The sequence below is a fragment of the Lentzea sp. NPDC060358 genome (genome assembly GCF_042725365.1).
GTDB lineage: Bacteria > Actinomycetota > Actinomycetes > Mycobacteriales > Pseudonocardiaceae > Lentzea.
Window position 1 is genome coordinate 90,487 of sequence record NZ_JBHXCW010000002.1, and the last position, 20,716, is coordinate 111,202.

Sequence of the window (20,716 nt, forward strand, 5' to 3'; positions counted from 1 at the left end):
GCAACGACCTGCGTGAGGAGAACCGATGAGCCAGATCCCCTTGGCCGCCGCCCTGCTCCACCCCGCGAGCGTGGCGATCGTGGGTGCCTCCGACGATCCGAGGAAAACCACCGGCCGGCCACAGCGGTTTCTCGCCCAGGCCGGTTATGGCGGCATCGCGTGGTTCGTGAACCCGCGCCGGGACACCGTGCAGGGGGAGAAGGCGTACCCGAGTCTGTCGGCGTTGCCCGGCGTGCCCGACCACGTCTACGTGATGACCGGGGCGGACGCGGCCGTCGAGGCGGTCGCCGAGGCCGCGGCGCTCGGAGTACCGGTGGTGACCGTGCTGTCGTCGGGCTTCGCCGAGGAGGGCGCGGAGGGGCTCGCCCGGGAGGACCGGTTGCGTGCCGCGGCCGCACAGGGGCCGACGCGGGTGGTGGGTCCGAGCAGCCTCGGTGTCGTCAACCCGCGCAACGGTGTGATGCTCACCGGCAACGCCGCGTTCGGTGAACCGGACACCCCGCGTGGCGGCATCTTCGTGGCCTCGCAGTCCGGCAGTGTGATCGGCGCACTCGTCAGCCGGGCGCGAGGACGCGGGATCGGGTTCGCGGGACTCGTGTCGACCGGCGGCGAGGCCGACCTGTCCCTGGGTGAGATCTGCGCGGCGACGCTCGACGACCCCGAGATCACCTCCTACGCGCTGTTTCTCGAGTCGTTGCGCCACTCCCGTGACTTGGCGGAGTTCGCCGCTGCGGCGCACCGGGCGGGCAAACCGGTCGCGGTCTACAAGCTCGGCCGCTCCGAAGAGGCCGCGGCGCTCACCGTGTCCCACACCGGCGCGCTGGCCGGCGAGGACACCGAGGCGGACGCGTTCTTCCGCTCCTGCGGGTTCACCAGGGTGAACACGTTCGAAGGCCTTGCCGAGGCGCCGGCGCTGCTCACCCGGATCGCGGCGGGCAGCGGCCCGCGCACCCCGCGCGTCGGCGTCGTGACCACCACCGGCGGCGGGGCGGCGATCATGGTCGATCAGCTCGCGCTGCGCGGGGTGTCCGTGCGGGCGCCCAGCCACGACCTGGTCGCCCGCATGGCGGCGGCGGGTGCCCCTGTGCCGCACAGCTTGATCTCCGACCTCGGCCTGGCCGGCGCACGGCACGACGTCGTCACCGCTGCCCTGCGCGAACTGCAAGACAGCGGCGAGTACGACCTCGTCGTGTTCGTGATCGGATCGTCCGCGCGCCTCAACCCCGAACTCGCCGTGCAGGCGCTGGCCGACTGCGGTGGTCACGCCGTGCCCGTCGTCGGGTTCGCGCTCCCGGACGCCCCGGACGCCGCCGCACTGCTGGCAGCATCCGGTGTTCCCGCCTTCCGCACTCCGGAGACGTGCGCCGATGCCGTCGCCGCCGCATTCGCCCGGCGTACCACCACGATCGACCCGGAACGGATCGGGGTGTGCCCGCCCGGTGAGCCGGAGCTCGTCGACGAACAGGCATCGGCCGAGGTGCTCTCGGCGGCCGGCGTGCCCGTGCTGCCGTCGGTGGTCCTCAAGACCGCCTCGCTCGACGACGTCGAGCTGCCGTTCGACTTCCCCGTGGTGGTCAAGGCGTTGTCCGACCAGCTCGCGCACAAGACCGATGTAGGCGGCGTCGTGCTGAACATTGCCGACGCCGACGGGGTACGTGAGGCCGGCCATCGGATCGTCGCGGACGTCGCCCGCCTGGCCGGCGTGACCGTCGACCGCGTCCTCGTGCAGCCGATGGCCGAACCAGGCGTCGGCGAGGTGCTCGTCGGATTCCGGCGCAGCCAGGACGTTGGTCCGGTGGTCGTGCTCTCCACCGGTGGCGTGCAGGCCGAGTTGTACGACGACGTGGCCGTCCGTCTCGCCCCGGTCGATCGCGAGACAGCGCTCGAGATGATCGACGAGGTGAGGGGACTCGTGGTGCTCAAGGGCCACCGCGGTTCTCCGGCTGGTGACCTGGACGCGTTGGCGGACGCGGTGGTGGCGATGTCCGAGCTCGCCGGGGTGCCGGAGGTCGTCGAGGCCGAGGCCAATCCGGTGCTGGTGCGCCGCAGTGGCGCGGTGGCGCTGGACGCGCTTGTACGGCAGGTGATGCCGCAAGTGCGGCCGGCTGTCGGCTGACCGAGGACGTCCGCGCACGGAACGAGTCCGGCAGCGAGCGGTGTCGGAGGGACGTCGGTTACCGAGAGGTGCGGGTCTCCCTGCTACGAGAACGCTTCAGTCGCCGCTAATGAGCCAGTTGACGACTCCCGTGGCACTGATGAGGAGCCAGGCGCACCAATGCGGCGTCCGCGCCGTGCCTGCCTGCACCATAAGCGCTCCGGCGCCGATACCGGCGAGCGTAGCGAGTAGCAGGACCAACGCCGTGCGTTGGCTGAGCAGCGGGGACGGCGATCCTGAAGCAGTACTCCTGCAACACAGACGCCAACCTGCAGCGGGAACACACGCCCGTCTGACTGCCGTGCCCGACGCGACCCGTTGTCCTGCCGCGCCGAAAGCGCGTTGCGGCGCGGTGGGTCGCGCGGCGGGCAGGCGGATCCGAGCGCGGTGTTCCTGCTTTGGCCGAGAACGGGTGCGGCCCGGAATACTCGGCGGGGTGGAGCTCGACTTGGATCTCGGCGGTTCACGCTTGCGGACGTTGACACCTGACGATGCCTCCCTGGTGGTCGAGGCCACCAGGGAGGAAACGGGCAGGGCGTTGTGGGGCGCCCGGCCCTTGGGGCCGCACTCGCCGGCGCAGGCGGAGTCCGCGCTCGAGTCCTGGACGTTGCCCGCGGGTCGGCAGACCTCCTACGGGCTCGTCGAGGACGGGCGGCTTACCGGTGCGGTCGGGTTCATGCTGGACGACGAGGGCGGGGTCGAGCTCGCCTACTGGGTGCGGCCCGAAGCGCGGGGACGTGGTGTCGCGGTGCGGATGGTGCGGGCTGTCACGGAACGCGCCCACCGCGACGGCGGGGTGGCGCGGGTGTGGCTGGAGATCAACCCGGACAACGTCGCCTCCCAGCAGGTCGCCCGGAAGGCCGGGTACCGGCTTGAGGAACGGGTGGCCGCCCACTGCCGTTCCTGGGTCTCCGACGATCCCGAGCGCGACGTGTGGCACGACTGCCTCATCTGGGTGCACTCCGACGTCGGACCGCAGGCGGACGCGTAGGTCCGGACGTCACTCCGACTGTTGAGGGCACTTCCGAGCGAGCAGCCGGGCTGTTGCCCGGTCGTCGTGACCGCGGTGGAAGGCCACGTCCACGAGACCCGGGACGTCCGATGGCCCGATCGCGACGCCGAACTCCTTGCGGTGGCCCAGTTCCCACGTCTCCTCCGGATCGATCGACGGCACGGGGCGGAGGCCGGCGCGCAGCTCTCCCACGGTGCTGCCGGCGGGTGCGGCGTCGACGGCTTCCGCCAGGCGCACGGCCGGGAAGTTCCGCGCGTCGGGCACCTGCCTGAGCACCAGGCTGCCGCCGGTCGAGTCGAGCAACTGGTCGAGCGACTGCCCGTGCCACCGCAATTCGGTGTCCGGCCGCGGTGCGGGTTCGTCGTCCAGGGTCAGCACCACGTCGTAGCGGAACCGGTTCATCTCGGTCGGGTGGGAACCCCGCCGCACCAGCGGTGTGCACGACAAGTCGGCACCGGTCGTGCCGGCGATGCGGCACAGCTCCGACGGTGTCAGCAGCAAGGGGGAGTCCGACGCGGCCGACTGCTCGACCGCCAGCCGCACCAGGTCCACCGGTGTGTCGTCGTGGCCGGCCGCGGCCTCGACGCGCATGGCCTGGTGGAGGTGTCGGTCCCTGATGTCGCCGAGGAGCAGTGTTCCGCCGCTCTCGAGCCGCCGCACTGCGCCGGTCAGCACCTCGGCCAGGTAGTCGGTGTCGGGGAAGTACTGCACCACCGAGTTGAGCAGGACCAGGTCGTACGTCTCCGCGGTGAGCCTGGCGGCCTGCCGGGCGTCCGCGTGCACGACGTCCACGTGGTCGTATTCGTGTTCTGCCGCGAGCGCGTCCCGGACCTGCTCGACGGCCACCGAGGAGAAGTCGACGCCCACGTAGCGCTCGCAGTCGGCCGCGAGCCGGAAGAGGATGAGGCCCGTCCCGCAGCCGATGTCCAGGACACGTCGCGGCTCGAGACCGCGGACGCGCGCCACGGTGCACTCGGTCCACTCCCGCATGTACTTCTCGGGCAACGAGGTCAGGGACGTGCTGTCCGTCCATCCCGCGGTGTTGAACCGGTCCTGCTGGTGGGGGTTGCGGAACCGGTAGGTCGTCTCCCAGTAGCCCTGCACGCCACCGGCGTCGTCCGCCGCGCGGTGCCGGGTGGCGAGCGGAGGTGCGGCGATCCCCAGGGCGCCCAGTGTCGACGCGAGCCGTCGGGGCGTGCCTTCCGCGAACAGCTTCATGACGGTGAGTCCGGTACCCAGCAGCTGGTTGAGCAAGGTGGTCACGCGGACCGCCGTGGACAGGTCCGCGCCGCACAGCTCGCCGAACTCGTCGGCCGGGCCGACGTCATCGCGGCCCAGCACGTCGCTCCACACGGCGATGACCGCCTGTTCGAGCGCGGCCTGCTCGGGGTCCTGCTCGGGCGTCATGGTCACTCCGGGTGCCGGTCTCGGACCGCGTCGGCCAGCCCGCGGATGGTGGGGTGCTGGTAGAGGGTGCGCAGCGGTGTCGCCGGGAGGTGCCGTTCGCGTGCCTTGGCGGTGATCCGCACCGCGCTCAGCGAGTTGCCCCCGAGGTCGAAGAAGTCGTCGTCGGGACCGACGTCGAGGCCGAGCACCGCGCTCCACACCTCCTGCAGGCTGCGCACCAGGTCGTCCGCCTGGTCCGCGGGCCGGGGCGGCGCGGCGGGCTTCGGTGGTGCGGGCAGCCGGTCGGTGTCGATCTTCCCGTTGACGGTCAGCGGCAGGTTCGGCACGGCAACGACCGCCGCGGGCACCATGTGGCCGGGGAGGATGCGGGCCGCGCGCTTGCGGACCTCGTCGCCCGACGAGCCGTCCAGCACCACGTAGGCGTGGATGGCCTGGGAGGCCTCGTCACCGGGGCGGAGCACGACCGCTGCCGCGAGCACCGCCGGGTCTTCCAGCAGCACAGCGCGGATCTCGTCCAGCTCGATGCGGAAGCCGCGCACCTTCACCTGGTTGTCGATCCGGCCGAGGTGTTCGAGCGTGCCGTCCGGGCGCAGCCGGCCCAGGTCGCCGCTGCGGTAGAGCCGGCCGCCGCCGAACGGGTCGGGGACGAACCGCTCCGCGGTCAGTCCGGGGCGGCCGAGGTAGCCGAGGGCGACTCCGGCACCGCCGACGTGGATCTCGCCCGCGACGCCGGGCGGCAGTTGTCTCCCGGCGGGGTCGAGCACGTGCAGGCTCCAGCCGGGCAGGGGGGTGCCGACCGACCGCGACGCGGCCAGTGCCGCTGCCCGCGTGACCGTCGCGGCCGTCACGTGCACGGTGGTCTCGGTGATGCCGAACATGTTGACCACGCGGCACGCCGCCTCCGGGTGGCGGTCGAACCAGGGCAGCAGCACCCTGGTGTCGAGCGGCTCGCCGCCGAAGACCACCAGCCGCACCCGGAGAGCTCGTGCCCGTAACCGGTCCACATCGGACAGTGCGGCGAACGCCGACGGGGTCTGGTTGAGGACGGTGACCTGTTCGTCCGCCAGCAGGTCGTGGAACTCCTCCGGCGAGCGCGACACCCAGTAGGGCACCACGACCAGGCGTCCCCCGGTGAGCAGGCAGCCCCAGATCTCCCAGACGGAGAAGTCGAACGCGCTGGAGTGGAAGAGGGTCCAGACGTCCTCGGGAACCAGGCGCAGGTCGTCGCGGGTCGCCGCCAGCAGGCTGATCACGTTGGCGTGCGGCACGACGACCCCCTTGGGGCGCCCGGTCGAACCCGACGTGTAGATGACGTAGGCGGGATCGGCCGCTGTGGTGGAGTTCTCCGGAGGCATGGGCGGCGCACCGGTGGAGGACGCCAGCTGGTCGGGCGTGACCGCGGCCGTGGAGAGTCTGTCCACTGTGGTCACGACGACCTTGAGCCCGGCGTCGGACGCGGTGTGGGCCAGCCGGTCCACCGGGTAGGACGGGTCCATCGGGACGTAGCAGGCGCCGGCCTTGAGCACGGCGAGCATGGTGGCGACCAGGTCCGGTGAGCGCTCCAGGCAGATGCCGACCTGCTCGCCCGCCCGCACGCCGAGCCGGCGCAGGCCGTCGGCCAGCCGGTCGGACCGCTCGGCCAGCTCCCGGTAGGTGAGCCGGGCGTGTTCACCGGACAGCGCGATGGCGTCGGGCCGCTCGGCGACGCGCTGGGCGAACACGTCCTGGATCCGGTCCGCGCTGCGCGGCACCGCTCGGGAAGGGCTGCCGAGGGCGGCGATCCGGTGCCGCTCCGCCGCGTCGAACAGGCCGGTGTCGGCGACCGGCAGGTCCGGTGACGCCACGACCTGCCGGTGGACGGTCGCGAGGTGGCGGACGAACTGGGCGGCGATCGCGGGCGCGACGCTCTCGTCGTGCACGTAGCGCAGCGTCTCGCCGACTCCGATGGTCAGGGGGAACGGAGGTGCGAGCCAGGGGCGGTACGAGGTGGCACCGGGAGGGCACCCGGCGTCGAACACCAGGCCGGCGGCGACGGGACGCGGGTCTTGCGCTGTCTCGGCGCGGAATCGGCGCACGAGGTCGCCGAGCGTGTCCTGGCCTGCTCCGGCACCGACGGCGACGTGCGCGCCCGCCTGCCCCTGCGCGGGGAGGACGGCCGCGAACGCGGTCTCCTCGTCCTGGTACCGGGCCAGGACCACGGCCAGCGCCGCCAGCCAGGTCGCGGGGTCACCGCCGGACTCGGGAACGACCTCACCGCCGCCCGCCGGTCCGCCCAGCCCCCACCGGGGCGCGGTCGTGGGCACCGCCGGGGCTGGGGTGCTGCCGGGCGACCAGGCCGGGGGCGGCACCTCCGGGTCGAGCAGCGCGCGGGCGAGCTGGTGCAGCGCAGTCCGGTCCAGGGTGGTGGGACGCGTGACGACGACGAGATCCGCCTGCCCGTCGTGGCACAGCAGCGTCGCACGCAGACCGGCCGGCACCGGGAGGGCGAGTTCGGCGTCGATGCGGCGGCTCACCGCGTCCGCGGGAGTCGTCTCGGCCCAGAGCGCGGCGGCGGGGCCGAGCACGGGGTGGACGATCGCCGCGAACCGCCCGGCGACCGCCGCCGGGTCGACCGGCCCCGGCGTCCGGACGTGCAGGGCGTGGAGGTGTGCGGTGCTCATCGGGCCGTGAACCCCCCGTCGACGGTCAGCACGGTCCCGGTGACCTGGCGGGACTCGTCGGACGCCAGCCAGACCGCCGCCGAGGCGACGTCCTCCGGTTCGATCAACGCGTTCATCGGCTGCGCCTGGACGAACGTGTCCTCGTGCTCGCTCACCGGGACGTCCAGCGCCCGTGCGATCTCGGCCAGCATCCGGCCCTCGACCCACCCGGCGTCGCGCACCGAACCGGGGCACAGCGCGTTCACCCGGACCTTCATCGGCCCGTAGTCCAGCGCGGCCGCCCTGGTCAGTCCGATCAGACCGTGCTTGGCGACGACGTAGCCCGCGAAGTGGCGGTACCCGACGAGCCCGGCGGTCGACGCCACGTTGACGATGCTGCCCGCGCGGGCGGCCGTCATCATGCCCGCTACCGCACGGGTCATCCGCCACGCGCCGGACAGGTCCACGTCGATCATGAGCTGCCACTCGTCGTCGGAGATCTCGTGCGCCGGCTTCCCCGACGGCGCGGCGATGCCCGCGTTGTTCACCAGCACGTCGACCTTGCCGAACCGGTCGTGCGCGGTCCTGGCGACGTCCGCGACCGCTGCCGAGTCCCGCACGTCGGCCTCGGCGGTCAGCACGATCGCGCCCTGTGCGCGGCAGAGGTCCGCGGTGTGCGCGAGCTGGCTGGCCGAACCGAGCGGGTACGGGACGCCCGGCAGGTCCCGGGCGATGTCGACCAGCACGACACCGGCGCCCTCGCGGGCGAACGCGACCGCGCACGCCCGCCCGAGCCCGCGCGCGGCGCCGGTGATGATGGCCGCCTTGCCGGCAAGCCGCATTGCTGCCTCCTCGTGGATCGGCTCACGCGCCGATGGACTCGACCTGCCGCAGCACGTGCCGCGCGTCGTCGGTGAGGTACATGTGACCGCCGGGTGCCTCGACCAGGACGAAGTCCTTCGCGGTCGCCCGTGCCCACTGACCGGCCTCCTCCGCGCTGACGAGGTGGTCGTCGGACCCGCGGATCGCGGCGATCGGTGCCGCGAGCGGGGTGTCGTGGCCGGGCCGGTAGCTCTCGTGCATCTCGACGTCGGCCCGCAGCGCCGGCAGGACGAGTTCGCGCATCTCCGGGTCCGCCAGCGCCGCGTGCGAGTACCCGGCGAACTCCTGGACGCGCCCGAGGAACTCGTCGTCGGGCAGACCGGTCGCCCGCTGCTCGCGAGGCGACCACGGGCCGGGCGATCCGCTGACCACCAGCCCGTCCGGCACGAAGCCGCGGGCCGCGAGCCGGCAGGCGAGCTCGAAGGCCAGCACCGCGCCCAGGCTGTGCCCGAAGAGCACCAGCGACCGGCCGGGGACGAACCGGTCGGCGACCTCGGGCAGCAGCCCTTCCGCGGCGGCCGGCACCGACCGGTACGGCTCGTCGTCGATGCGGCGCTCCCTGCCGGGCAGCTGGGGCGCGACGATCTCCACGTGGTCGCCCGCGAGGGCGGCCCACGGCCGGAAGAACGACGCGCCGGCGCCCGCGAACGGCAGGCAGATCAGGGTGACATCTCGTTCGCCGGTCATCGGGCCGACGCCTCCTCTGCGGGGTCGGTGGCGATCTCGTGCAGGGCCGCGAGCAGCCCGTCGAGCAGGCGCGGGGGCAGGTCCTCGCCGTAGCGCGCCACGTCCACCGTCACCAGCAGGCTCAGCCCGAGCCCGCGGGGATCGTCGAACGCTTCGACGCGGACGGGGAGGTCGGTGTGGTCGCGCATGTCCTCCTCGGGAGCGACCAGACCCGCGTCGAGCAGCTCGTCGCGGCTGTGGAACCGCATGTAGTTCAGCGACACCTCGAACGTCTCACCGCCCGCGAGGGCCCGGATCTCCGAGTACGGGAACCGCCGGTGCGGCAGCAACTCGTTCTCGGCGCGCAACGCCCGCTCGGCTGCCGTGCGCCAGGACGCGCCCGCGGTCTCGAACCGGACCGGCAGGTGGTTGAGGAACAGCCCCAGCGTGAGGTCGGCGCCGGGCAGCTCGGGCCGTCCGCTGACCGCCAGCCCCACGGTCGGGTCCGCCTCCTGCCAGACGGACCCGACCGTGACCATGCACGCGGCCAGCAGCAGGCTCTTCATCGGCACACCCCAGTCGGCGCCGCGGCGGGCGAGCCCACCGGCGTCGGCGGAGGGGACCGTCCCGATGATCTTGCGCAGCGCGGCGCGGCCGGGCAGCGGGCGGGTGGTCGCCGGCTGATGCCCCCGGAAGGAGGCGAAATGCCGTCGTGACTCTACATCGGACAGTGCGGACCGCTCCAGCCGGACGTACTCCGCGAACGGAGCCGGGGTGGCGAGATCGAGCCGGCCGCCCCGCAGCAGGGCCGCGTAGATCGTCACCAGCTCGCGCAGGAAGACCGACTCGCTCCACCCGTCGAGGACGGCGTGGTGGAACGAGTACGACAGCCGGAACGCGGCCTCGCCGGCCGCGGCCGCGTGGACCCGCATCAGCGGTGCGGTCTCCGGGTCGAACGGCGCGGCGAGCTCCGACATCACCGCCTCGTGGTCGTCCGTCCCGTGCTCGGCGACCGTGAGCGGCAGCGGTGCCGACCGCAGCACCACCTGCACGGGCTCGCTGAACGACGCCAGGTCGAAGCGGGTGCGCAGCGCGGGATGGCGTGCCGACATCGTGTCCAGCGCGGTCCGCAACGCCGATGCGTCCAGGCGCAGGTTCACCACCCGGGAGACCACGTCGACGTAGAGCTCGCCCGCGGTCGCGAGGCTCGTGTAGACGAGGCCGAGTTGGAGCCGCGTCGCCGGATAGGCCGTCTCGGCCTCCTCGGGCACCAGGGCCAGGTCCTCCGGAGCGAGCAGCGCGGCGGGTGCGGCGGGCCGGGTGACCGGACCCGCGGAAGCCGCACCGCGCGGCGTGGGGTTGCGGAAGAGGTGCAGCAGGGTCAGCGGCAGACCGCGTTCCTGCGCCGCCGAGACGATCTTGATGGCGAGCAGCGAGTCGCCGCCGAGGGAGAAGAAGTCGTCGTCCGGCGCCACGTGGTCCACTCGCAGGACGTCCTGCCAGATCTCGGCGAGCAGGACCGCCTCCTTCGCCGGCTCGTCGTTCTCGCGCACGTCCCGTCCTCCTGTTCGCGTGGTCACAGCTCACCGAGTTCCGCCGCGCTGACGGAGCGCGTCTCCGGCGAGCCGGCGAACGCGAAGCGGTACCGCAGACGGGCGTTGACCTCGCGCACCAGGCCCGCCAGCTCGTCGCTGTCGCCCGCTTCGCCGGTGACGACGCCGAGCCGCTCGGTCTGCACGCCGCCCGCGATGGCCGTGCCGGGCCTGAGGAACGGGCGGTGCACGGTCACGCCCGGCAGCTCCCGGACCTCCCGCGCGCCCTCGACGGCCACCAGCTCGCACGGGCGGCGCGGGGCCGGGTGGAAGATCTGGAAGTACACCCGGCGCGCCCGCGGGTGGTCGAGCACCACCCGCTCGCCGAGCGCCACCCGTCCGGCCAGCGTGACGGCGTCGACGCCGTGCGCCCGGCCGACGAGGTCGTGGACACCCGCCCCGAGCCGCCCGTTGACCTCGATCAGCCGCGGGCCCTGCCCGGTCAGCTTGACCTCGGTGTGGGTGAACCCGGAGCTCACCCCGAGCGCGGTGATCGCGGCCCGTGCCAGCGTGCGGACCTCGGCCTCCTCGCCGGCCTGAAGCGGGGCGGGCACGAAGTACCCGCTCTCCCGGAACGGCGGCAGCAGCGGCAGCTTCCCGGTGACGGCCACGTCGAGGACATGTCCGTCGACGGTCAGGTTCTCGACCGAGACGTAGTCGCCGAACGGCGCGGAGGGCCTGCCGCGCAGGTACTCCTCCAGCACGAGCGCGCCACCGGGCACGAAACCGGCCGCGTCCTGCGCCAGCAGGCGACGCACCTCACCGAGGCCGGTCGCGCCGTCCTCCACGAGGTAGGTGTTCCGGCTCGCCCCGCCGTTCGCGGGCTTGAGCACGGCGGGCAGCCCCACCTCGCCGACTGCGGGCTCCCAGTCCTGCTCGGCGGCGATGCGGTAGGAGCGGACGGTGTCGACTCCCGCCGCGCGCAGCGCGGACCTCTGCAACCACTTGTCGGTGAGCCGTGCGACGGTGGCCCGGCTGTTGCCGGGGAGTCCGAGCCGCTCGGCCAGCTCCGCGGTGACGGGCAGCGCGCGCTCGCTGAACGTCACGATCCCGCGCGGGGAGTGCGCGGCGAGCTGCTCGGCCGCCGTCACGGCCGACTCCACCCGCACCACCGGGCCGAACTGCTCCAACAGCGGCTCCATGGCGCGCGCGTGCGGCGTCGGCCCGACCGCGAAGACGCACGGCGAGACCTCCGCGAGGCCGACGGCGATCTCGCTCGGGGCCACCGAGCCCTCGTCGTAGACCACGATCAACGGGCGCATCGCTGCACCTCCTCCAGGAAGAGCTGGACGAGGTGCCCGAGCCGGTCCGCCGGGACGAGCTCCCCGCTGCACCGCACGGTCACCGAAAGGGTCTCGCCGGACAGCGTGGTGAACACCTGGATCGCGTGGTCGCGCAGCGCGTCGGCCGGCCGGTCCCGCCCGGTTCCGTCCCAGTGCGCGGCGCCGAGCGGGGCGCCCGCCGGCGTCGGCGCGGCCGTGCGGGTCCGGGCGAAGTCGAACGTGACCTGGGGAGCGGGCAGCGTCGCGAGCCGCCTGCCGGTCTCGTGGTCCTCGGCGAGGTGGCGGACCACGGCGAAGTCGAAACCGTTGCGCGGCACGGCGCGGAGCTCGCTGGCCACGTGCTCGGCGTAGCCGGGATCACCGGGCAGGGGCAGCAGGAACGGGTAGGTGCTGGTGAACCAGCCGACCGTCCTGCTCAGGTCGACGTCGGCGAACAGGTCCTCGCGGCCGTGCCCGCCCAGCAACACCGGCACCGCGCCCGGGGTGCCGCCGAGCCACGCGCCGAACGCGGTCCCCAGGGCGGCCACGAGGAGCTCGTAGGTGCTGAGCCCACCGCTCTGCCGCCCGGCGAGCAGCGATCGGGTGGTCTCCTGGTCGAGCTCCGCGGTGAGCTCCCGGGCCGCGCTCTCCCGGCCGCGGTGCGCGGACGGCACCACGGACACGCTCGTGGACCAGTCGCGGGTGAGCCAGTACGACACGTCGAAGCTGCCGGGACGCTGGTCGGCGAGCCGCCGTGACCACGCGGGGAACGACGTCGTCGGTGCGGGCAGCGACCGGGCGTCGCCGTCGCGCAGCAGCGCCGACAGCTCCGCGGCGATGACGTCCCACGAGTAGAGGTCGACCACGGCGTGGTGCAGGACCACCAGCAGCTGGTCCGGTGTCCCCGCGGGCGTCCGCACCAGGGCGAACCAGCCGATCGGGCCGGTCCGCAGGTCCAGCGACCGCTGGAGCTGGTCCGCCTCGTCGTGCATCCGGCCGGTCGCGTGCTCGGCCGGTGCGTCGCGCAGGTCGATCTCGGTCACCGGGGGAGGCTCGGTGCCGACCCGCTGGACGAGCCGGTCGCGGCCGTCCGGCGCGAACCGGGTGCGCAGGGCCGGGTGGCGGTCCGCGAGCAGGCGCACGGCTCGTTCCACCCGATCGGTCCCGAGCGGCGCGAGCACCGGGAAGCGCAGGCTGTTGTTCCAGTGGTCGTGCCGGGACAGGTCACGCGCGAAGAACGCGCGCTGGGCCGGGGCCAGTGGTGCGACGTCCACGCTCTGGTGCGCCGGTTCGCCTTCGGTGCCGTCGTCCGCGTCACCCCCACCGGCCACGACGGCCAGTTCCTCGATCGTGCGGAACTCGAGCACGTGGCGCGGTCGCAGCCGGTACCCGTGCCCGCGCGCCTCGTGGGCGATCTTGATGCCCAGGATCGAGTCCCCGCCCAGCTCGAAGAAGTCCTCGTCCACACCGACCTCGTCCAGGCCGAGGTAGCGCGCCCACAGGTCGCAGAGGTACCGCTCGGTCTCGGTGCGGGGCGCGAGCACACCGTTGTCCGGCAGGGGTTCGGCCGCGAGCGCCCGCAGCGCCGCCCGGTCGACTCGCCCGTCGGGCGTGTGCGGCATCGTGCCGACCACGCGCGTCTCGCCGGGAACCGCGTGCGGTGGCAACCGGTCGGCGGCGAACTTCCGGATCGTGTCGACGTCCACCGCGCTGCCCGGCCGTGCGGCGACGAACGCGACCAGCCGGTGCGACTGCCCGTCCGGCACCGGTTCGACGACGGCCCACGCGGTGTCCGGAATGGACAGCACCACGTGCTCTACCTCGCCGAGGTCGACGCGGCGTCCGCGCACGGTGGTGCGGGTGTCCTCGCGCCCGACGAACTCGACGCCGCCGTCTCGGGTCCACCGGCCGCGGTCGCCGGTGCGGAACATGCGCCGGCCGGGTTCCGCGGCGAACGGGTCCGGGAGGAACGCCGCCGCCGTCGCCGCCGGGGCGCCGAGATAGCCGCGCGCGACGCCGTCCCCGCCGACGTGCAGCTCGCCGGTGACACCGGGCGGAACCGGCTGGAGGTCGTTGTCCAGCAAGTAGATCCGCGCGTTCGGCAGGGTCCGTCCGATGGCCGGTAGCCGGCCGGCGGAGTGCGGTGCCGGACGTCCGGTGGCGTGCCCGCCTGCCTCGGCGGGGCCGTAGGAGGCCAGCAGCGTGTCGCCGGCGGCCGCGTGCTGCCACCGGCGGGCGAGGCCCGTGGGGAGCGGCTCGGTCGCGACGACCTGGCGCAGCACGCGTTTCGGGGTGCGCGGCAGGTGGTCGAGCACGGCCGCGATGAGCGGCGGGGTCAGCTCGACGTGGTGGCGGCCGGAGGCGGTGAGCTCCTCGGCCAGCGCGGCGGGATCGGTGACGGCGCCGCCGGGCACCAGCCGGAGCGTGGCACCGGCGGCCAGGCTCGCGAAGAGCTGCCCGATGGAGATGTGCGACGTCAACGGGAGGGTCTGCACCACCTGCACGCCGGGCCGGAGGGCGTGATCGCTCACGCGCGCCGACACGGCGGCCAGGAGCGACCGGTGGTCCACGCAGACGATCTCGGCCGAGCCGGCGGTGAGGTACGCCAGGTCGTCCGGTGCCGGCGCCTGCGAGGGGAGTTCGGCGTCCGGTGCCGCGGCCACGAGGTCCGATACGCCCACGACGGCCGAGGCCGGTGGCCGGTCGGCGTCCCCGGAGACCAGCACCACCTTCGCCACGTCCAGCACCCGGCCTGCCCGCGGTGCGGCCGGGTCGACCACCGCGAGCGCGCCGCCGGAGAGCAGGACGCCGGCCACCGCCACCAGCGTTGCGGCGTCGCGTGCCCCGGCCACCGCGACGACGTCGTCCGCGCCCACGCCCGACGCGCGCAACCCGCGTGCGATCACCGCGGCGTCCCGGCGCAGCTCCCGGTAGGTGATCCTGCTCGTGGCGTCCTGGACCGCGATCACGTCCGGGCGGGTCGCGGCGTTGGCCAGCACCCGGTCGCGCAGCGACGTCAGCGGTGCGGGTGCGGGAGCGGCGTTGAACTCGGCCAGCACCCGGCGGCGCAGGTCCTCGCCGAGCGCGTCGATGCCGCGCAGCGGCCGGTCCGGATCGGACAGTCCCTGGTCGAGCACGGCGGTCGTGGCACCGGCCAGCCGCTCCAGCAGGTCCGCGGGCACCACCGCGGAGCGGACCCTGATGCGGTCGTCCACCAGGTGCAGCGTGACGGCGGCATCGTTCTCGCCCGGCGCACCGACCGCGATCGGCACGTGGTCGCCGAGCAAGGCCCGCAACGCCGTCCCGTCGACCCGGTCGTGGTCGAGCACCTCGGCGGTCGTCGTGACGACGGTCGTGAGCCACTCGCGGAAGGTGGCCCCGGGGCGGGCTTGCAGCAGCACCGGCAGCCCGGCCGGCACCGGGTCGCCGCTCATCAGCACGACGGGCGCCCCGGCACCGAACCGGCGCAGCACGAGCGAGACCACGCCGGCCAGCGCCGCCCACCGCAGCAGGGGGTCGCCGCCGGTCACCCGCGCGAGCAGGGCGGCCGTCGCGGGCGGCAGCGGGCGGACGGCTTCGGCGACCGCGGCGGTGACGTCCGGGCGGCCCGTGCCGAGCACGTCCGCGACCTCGTTCGCCGCCGCGGCGAGCGCCTCCCTGCGCAGCGACCAGAACTCGCGGTCGGGAAGCACGGTTTCGGCAGTGGACATGCGCGGTGACTCCTTGCTGCTCAGAACCGGAACTCCGGCGGCGTGGCGGCATCAGGGCGTCGGCGGGGTGAGCCGAAGAGGGTGAACAGGTCGGCGGTGCCCTGCAGGTCGCCGAGCCGGTGCAGCAGCCCGTCGTACTCGTCCAGCCAGGCCTGCACCGTCTCCACCCGGAACAGGTCGACGGCGTACTTCAAACGGGCCTGGAACTCCGCGCCGTATTCGAGGATCGCCATGTTGAGCGGGAACTTGGCGCCCGCGGTGTCGACGTCGAGCAGTTCGGCGGGACCGAGCCCGGCGATGCGGCGCAACGGTGCGAACCCGCTCTGGAAGTTCAGGACGCTGGTGGCGAGCGGAGCCGCGTCGGCGAGCCGCGCGGCCCGCAGGATGTGGTCCGACGGGAGGTCGCGGTGCGCGTGGGCGGCCATCGAGGCTTCCCGCACCGCGGCCAGCAACGAGCTGAACGGTTCCTCGGGTCGCACGTGGACTCGGACCACGATCATGTTGACGTAGTTGCCGATCACCGCCTCGTCGGCGGGCTGCCGGCCGGCCACCGGGGTGCCGACGCCGACGTCCCGCTCGCCGCTGATCTTCCACAGCTGGGCGGCCCACGCGGCGAGCAGCACCATCTGCAACGTGACGCGTTCGGCCTGGGCGAGTCGCTGCAGGCGCGCGGCGAGGCCGGAGTCGATCCGCAGCGGGAGGTGCGCGCCCGCCATGGACAGCGCGGAGGAGGACAGCGGGGCGTCGTCCGTCGGCAGCGGAACCGGGCGCCCGCCGCCGAGGTAGCCGGACCAGAACCGGGTCAGCCGCTGCCCGCGCTCGCCGGCGAGCATCGCCTGCTGCTCGCCGACGAAGTCCCGGTAGCTCCGCGACGACGACGACTGCGGGACGGGCCTGCCGGTCTCCAGTTCCTCGAGCACGATCCGCCACGACCAGCCGTCGAAGAACAGGTGGTGCGCGGTGATCATCAGCACGTGCCGGTGGTGGTCGGCGAACCGGGCCCGCACGAGCTGGAACCGCGTCGGCGGCCGGTCGTGCAGGGGCAGGGGTTCGGCGGCCACCTCCTCCAGCCACGCGACGAGGTCCGCGGTCCCGCCGGTGGCGGTGGTGAGGTCCGCCTCCCGGTGTTCGAGCACCACGGGCACGGACTCGTACGGGTGGATCGTCTGGACGGGACCGTCCGGGGTGTCCTCGAGCGACGCGCGGAACATCTCGTGCCGGCGGACCAGCGCCTCCAGCAGGTCCGCGACCCGGCCGGCGTCCGGTTCGCCGTCCAGCAGGAAGGCGCCTGGCAGGTTGTAGGCGCCCGAGGCCGGCGCGAGCTGGATCGCCGACCAGATCGAGCGTTGCTGGCCGGACAGCGTGGCCGAGGGGCGCTTCTCGGGCACCGGCGGGGGAACGACCTCCCCGGCCTCCTCCGCCACGGCGGCGGCCAGCGCCGCGATGTCGGTGTTGTCGAACAGGTCCAGCACGCCCAGGTCGGTGCCGAACCGCTCGTTGATCCGGTTGATCAGCTGGGTGCCGTTCAGCGAGTTCCCGCCCCGCTCGAAGAAGTCGTCCTCCGGCCGCAACCCCGGTTCCTTGAGCAGCGCGCGGGCGAGGGCGAGCACCGTCTCCTCGACCCCGCCGGAGGGCGCGGTGTCCTCGGGCCCCGGTTCTGGCTCGCCCGACAGGACCGCGGGCCAGCAGGGCTCCGCACCGAGCGCGGCCACGGGGAGTTCGGCGCGGCGCCTCGGCGGCCGCCCGAGAGCGGTCCGCCAGTCGAGTTCGAAGCAGTTGGTGTGCAGGGTGCAGAGCATCTCCTCCGCGGTGCCCGCGGATGTGACGCGCGGTCCGGGCAGCGTCGCCAGCACCCCGGACAACCCGCTGCCCGGTGCCAGGTCGAGCACCGCCACCCCGGCGGTGAACCCGGCGAGCGCCGAGCCGATCCGCTCCCCGTCCGGCGGGGCGAGCGGTGCCGGGTCCCCGGCGGCGGCGAGTGCCTCGGCGAGGGTGCTCTGCCCGCCCACGACCCTGGCCGCCGCCGCACCCGCGCCGTGGGCGAGCACCAGGTCCGGTTCGACCCCGGCGGCGCGCAGGACGGCGTGCAGGCCGACCAGCCGGACGACGTGCCGCTGAGCGGGCGACCACGAGGCCGCCGGGAGGTGCTGTTCGGCCTCGGCGACCACCCGGCCGATCACCGGCCAGGCCGCCGCGGGCACCTCGGGCCCGGCGAGATCGCCGTCGTGCCCGCCGAAGCCGAGCACCAGTGCGGGCGGGGGCCCGCCGGCCGCGACCGGGGCGGACTCCAGCTCGTGGAGCAGCTCGTGCGCGTCGCGGACCACCCGGCCCAGCCGGACCGGCAGGTGTTCCCTGCCCAGCGCGAGGACGTCCGCCGCGGCGGCCAGGTCGAACGCGCCGGGGTCGGCGGCCACCGCGGCCCTCAGCCGTGCGGTCAGATCCCGCAGGCCTGCTTCGTCCCGCGCGGACAGCACGATCACCTGCCGGCCCTCCGGTGCGGGCGGTGTGGGGACCGCAGGAGGCTCCTCGACCACCAGGTGCGCGTTCGTGCCGCTCAGCCCGAAGCCGCTGATGCCCGCCAGGCTGGGCCCGGTCGCCGGCCAGCGCTGACCCGGTCCGGCGATCCGCAACGGCGGGTCGCCGAGCTCGAGCAGCGGGTTGGGGGTCTGGAAGTGGGCGGTCGGGAAGATCTCCCCGGCGCGGAACTGCGCGATGACCCTGACCAGTCCGGCGAACCCCGCCATGGCGCCGAGGTGGCCGAAGTTGCCCTTGACCGAGGAGATCACCGGGCCGGTGTCCCGGTCCGGACGGCCGGCCAGCGCCGTGAGCAGCCCCTGCACCTCGATCGGGTCGCCGATCCTGGTGCCCGTGCCGTGCGCCTCGAAGTAGCCGATGGCGGCCGGGTCGACGTCCGCGTCCCGCCACGCCTTCGCCAGCACCTGCGCCTGTGCGACGGGGCTGGGCGCGGTGAGGCCGTTGCGGCGCCCCGCGTCCTGGTTCACCGCGCTGCCCCGGATCACCGCGTGCACGGTGTCCCCGTCCCGCAGGGCGTCCGCGAGCCGCTTGACGACGACGAACCCGCCGCCCTCGCCCAGCGCCGTGCCGTCCGCGGCCGCGTCGAACGGGCTGCACCGGTCCGCGGGCGACAGCACACCGAGCCCCTCCCCGGCCGCGGTCCGCTGGGGAGGCGTGCCGAGCAGCAGCGTGAAGCCGCCGACGAGCGCCACCTCGGTCTCACCGCGCGCCAGCTTGCACCGCGCTTCGTGGAGCGCGACCAGGAACGACGAGCAGGAGGTGTCGACCACCAGAGCGGGACCGTGCAGGTCGAGGTGGTAGGCGACCCGGCCGGCGGCGTAGGCCAGCATGCTGCCGGTGAACGCGAGACCGTTCGCCTGGTCGGCCTCGGGGAGGAGGTCGAACAACGTCGGGTGCGGCCCGCCGAACGCCGCCACGAGCACCGCGACGTCCCGGCCGCGCAGCTCGGCGGGGGAGTAGCCCGCGTTGCCGACGGCCCCGACCGCGTGCCGGAGCATGTGCCGCTGCCGGGGGTCGATCAGCTCCGCTTCGGCGCGGGACAGGCCGAAGTACCGGTGGTCGAACCCCGTCACGTCGGTCAGCCAGGCGACGTGCCGGTCCTGTTCGGACACCGTGACACCGGTGATCGCGGCGCGGCCGGGTGGCAGCGGTCCCTGGCAGCTCGTCCCCTTGCGCAGGACCTCGGTGAGCCCGTCCAGGTCGCCGCACCGGGGCAGCTCGAACGAGAGGCCGATGACCGCGACGGCGTTGTCGGCCGGGGGAGGTGTCATGGGTTTCGTCCTCACAGCTCGACCACGGGGACCGCGGGGGCGGCCGGCGCGTGCGGGCGGCCGCCGGTCTCCAGCACCGACGCCAGCTCCGCGATGCTGGGATGCGCGAAGAGGGTCGCGATGCCGATGGCGGGAAAACTGCGGCGCAGCTTGCCGAAGACCGCCAGCAGCTTGAACGAGTCGCCACCGATCTCGAGGAACCGGTCGTTCCTGCCGATCCCGGTGCGCCCGAGCACCGCGGACCAGATCTCGGTGATCTGCCGTTCCACGTCGGTCCTGGGCAGCTCGGTCCGCACGGTGGCCGGCTGCTCGGCCTCGGCCGCGGCCCGCAGCGCCTCGACGTCGGCCTTGCCGTTGGGACCCAACGGGATGCTCGTCACGACGTGCATCCGGCTCGGGACGAGCGCGGCGGGCAGCGTGCCGTGCAACCGGCCGGCGAGATCGGCCGGCCGCACGGCGCCGACGACGTAGGCGACCAGTTCCAGCGGCGCGTCGGGCACCTGCCGGACGCCGGCGGCGACGGCCTGCCGCACACCGGGCAGCGCGAGCAGCGCCGCTTCGACCTCGGCGGGCTCCACCCGGTTGCCCCGGATCTTCAGCTGCCGGTCGGCCCTGCCGAGGAACTCCAGCGATCCGTCGTGACTGACCAGCAGGTCGTCGGTGCGGTACGAGCGAACGGCGCCGTCCGTGCCGAACCTGGTCCCGGTGAGTGCCGCGTCGCCCCGGTAACCGCGGGCCACGCAGGTGCCGCTGACCGTGAGCACACCCGCGGTTCCCGGTGCGGCCTCGCGCCCGTCCCGGCCGGTCAGCCGGATCGTGACGCCGCGCAGCGGGTGACCGACCGGTATCCGCTCGCGTGCGAGATCCGCCTCCGTCACGCGGTGCATGAGGACGGCGACGGTGGTCTCGGCGGGGCCGTAGCTGTTGTAGACGGCGAGATCGGGCCGCGCGGTCAGCACCGCGGCGGCCAGGCGGGGCGGGAACGGCTCGCCCGCCACGAGCAGCAGGCGTGAGGGCAGCAGGCCGCCCAGGTCCGTCTCGCTCGCGAGCACCTCCAGGTGCGACGGCGTGAACTTGAGGCACGCCACCGGATGCGCCTGAAGCTCGGCGGCGAACGCCGCGGCGTCGAGCGTGGTCTCCCGGTTGTAGACGTCGAGCCGGGCACCCGACAGCAGAGCCCCGTACACGCACGTCTTGCCCAGGTCGGCCGCGAAGGTCGTCGTGATCCCGTAGCTGTCCGGCGCCTGCGGGGCGATCTCCTGGGAGAACGCCGCGCAGTAGTCGAGCAGCGCGCCGTGCTCGACCTCCACCGCCTTCGGCGTGCCCGTCGAGCCCGACGTGAGCACCAGGTAGGCGAGATCCGTCGTGCCCAGGTCGTCCGGGGGGACGTAGGGAGCGGACGGCTTCTCGTCGTCCAGCACGCACGAGGGGACCGTGGCCGCCGCCGGCCGCCGGTGGTTCGCCCGATCCGTCAGCACGGCGCTCGCACCCGTCGCGGCGAGCACGGACGCGACGTGCGGATCCGGGTCGCTCGGTTCGACGTGCACGTAGGCCGCGCCCGCGGCCATCGTGCCCAGCGCGGCGA

Annotated in this window: 11 protein-coding genes; 2 read left to right on the plus strand and 9 right to left on the minus strand. The window is 74.0% G+C overall.

From position 1 onward, the window contains the following. The first annotated feature begins 25 nt into the window (after window positions 1–25). Together ACFWGZ_RS00885 and ACFWGZ_RS00890 are read left to right on the plus strand one after the other, a co-directional pair. Window positions 26–2,116 (plus strand): acetate--CoA ligase family protein, encoded by a 2,091-nt coding sequence (locus ACFWGZ_RS00885; protein WP_382449360.1) that lies wholly within the window; start codon window positions 26–28, stop codon window positions 2,114–2,116. Between the two features lie 517 nt (window positions 2,117–2,633). Beyond that, window positions 2,634–3,146: a GNAT family N-acetyltransferase gene (locus tag ACFWGZ_RS00890; protein WP_382449361.1), complete on the plus strand. Its 513-nt coding sequence runs from the start codon at window positions 2,634–2,636 to the stop codon at window positions 3,144–3,146. A gap of 9 nt (window positions 3,147–3,155) precedes the next feature. Here ACFWGZ_RS00890 and ACFWGZ_RS00895 read toward each other — a convergent pair whose 3' ends face one another. From ACFWGZ_RS00895 to ACFWGZ_RS00935, 9 genes are all read right to left on the minus strand, one after another. Then, the gene (locus ACFWGZ_RS00895) at window positions 3,156–4,574 is read right to left on the minus strand and encodes a methyltransferase (protein ID WP_382449362.1); all 1,419 of its coding nucleotides are present in this window, start codon (window positions 4,572–4,574) and stop codon (window positions 3,156–3,158) included. Window positions 4,575–4,576: 2 nt separating this feature from the next. Continuing rightward, window positions 4,577–7,234 (minus strand): amino acid adenylation domain-containing protein, encoded by a 2,658-nt coding sequence (locus tag ACFWGZ_RS00900; protein ID WP_382449363.1) that lies wholly within the window; start codon window positions 7,232–7,234, stop codon window positions 4,577–4,579. Then, on the minus strand, window positions 7,231–8,055 hold the full coding sequence (locus ACFWGZ_RS00905) for an SDR family oxidoreductase (RefSeq protein ID WP_382449364.1): 825 nt from the start codon (window positions 8,053–8,055) through the stop codon (window positions 7,231–7,233). Before ACFWGZ_RS00905 ends, ACFWGZ_RS00900 begins: the two co-directional genes overlap by 4 nt. 22 nt (window positions 8,056–8,077) lie before the next feature. After that, on the minus strand, window positions 8,078–8,782 hold the full coding sequence (locus tag ACFWGZ_RS00910) for a thioesterase II family protein (RefSeq protein WP_382449365.1): 705 nt from the start codon (window positions 8,780–8,782) through the stop codon (window positions 8,078–8,080). Next, window positions 8,779–10,314, minus strand: a complete 1,536-nt coding sequence (locus ACFWGZ_RS00915; protein ID WP_382449366.1) for a condensation domain-containing protein — start codon at window positions 10,312–10,314, stop codon at window positions 8,779–8,781. Before ACFWGZ_RS00915 ends, ACFWGZ_RS00910 begins: the two co-directional genes overlap by 4 nt. 23 nt (window positions 10,315–10,337) lie before the next feature. Further along, window positions 10,338–11,615, minus strand: a complete 1,278-nt coding sequence (locus tag ACFWGZ_RS00920) for an ATP-grasp domain-containing protein (RefSeq protein WP_382449367.1) — start codon at window positions 11,613–11,615, stop codon at window positions 10,338–10,340. Next, the gene (locus ACFWGZ_RS00925; protein WP_382449368.1) at window positions 11,603–15,325 is read right to left on the minus strand and encodes an AMP-binding protein; all 3,723 of its coding nucleotides are present in this window, start codon (window positions 15,323–15,325) and stop codon (window positions 11,603–11,605) included. The genes ACFWGZ_RS00920 and ACFWGZ_RS00925 overlap by 13 nt, the downstream gene beginning before the upstream one ends. Window positions 15,326–15,345: 20 nt before the next feature. Beyond that, window positions 15,346–19,131 carry a condensation domain-containing protein gene (locus ACFWGZ_RS00930; protein ID WP_382449369.1) on the minus strand — a complete coding sequence of 1,262 codons (3,786 nt, stop codon included), beginning with the start codon at window positions 19,129–19,131 and terminating at the stop codon, window positions 15,346–15,348. A gap of 11 nt (window positions 19,132–19,142) precedes the next feature. Beyond that, on the minus strand, window positions 19,143–20,716 hold a 1,574-nt coding region (locus tag ACFWGZ_RS00935; protein ID WP_382449370.1), incomplete at its 5' end, for an AMP-binding protein.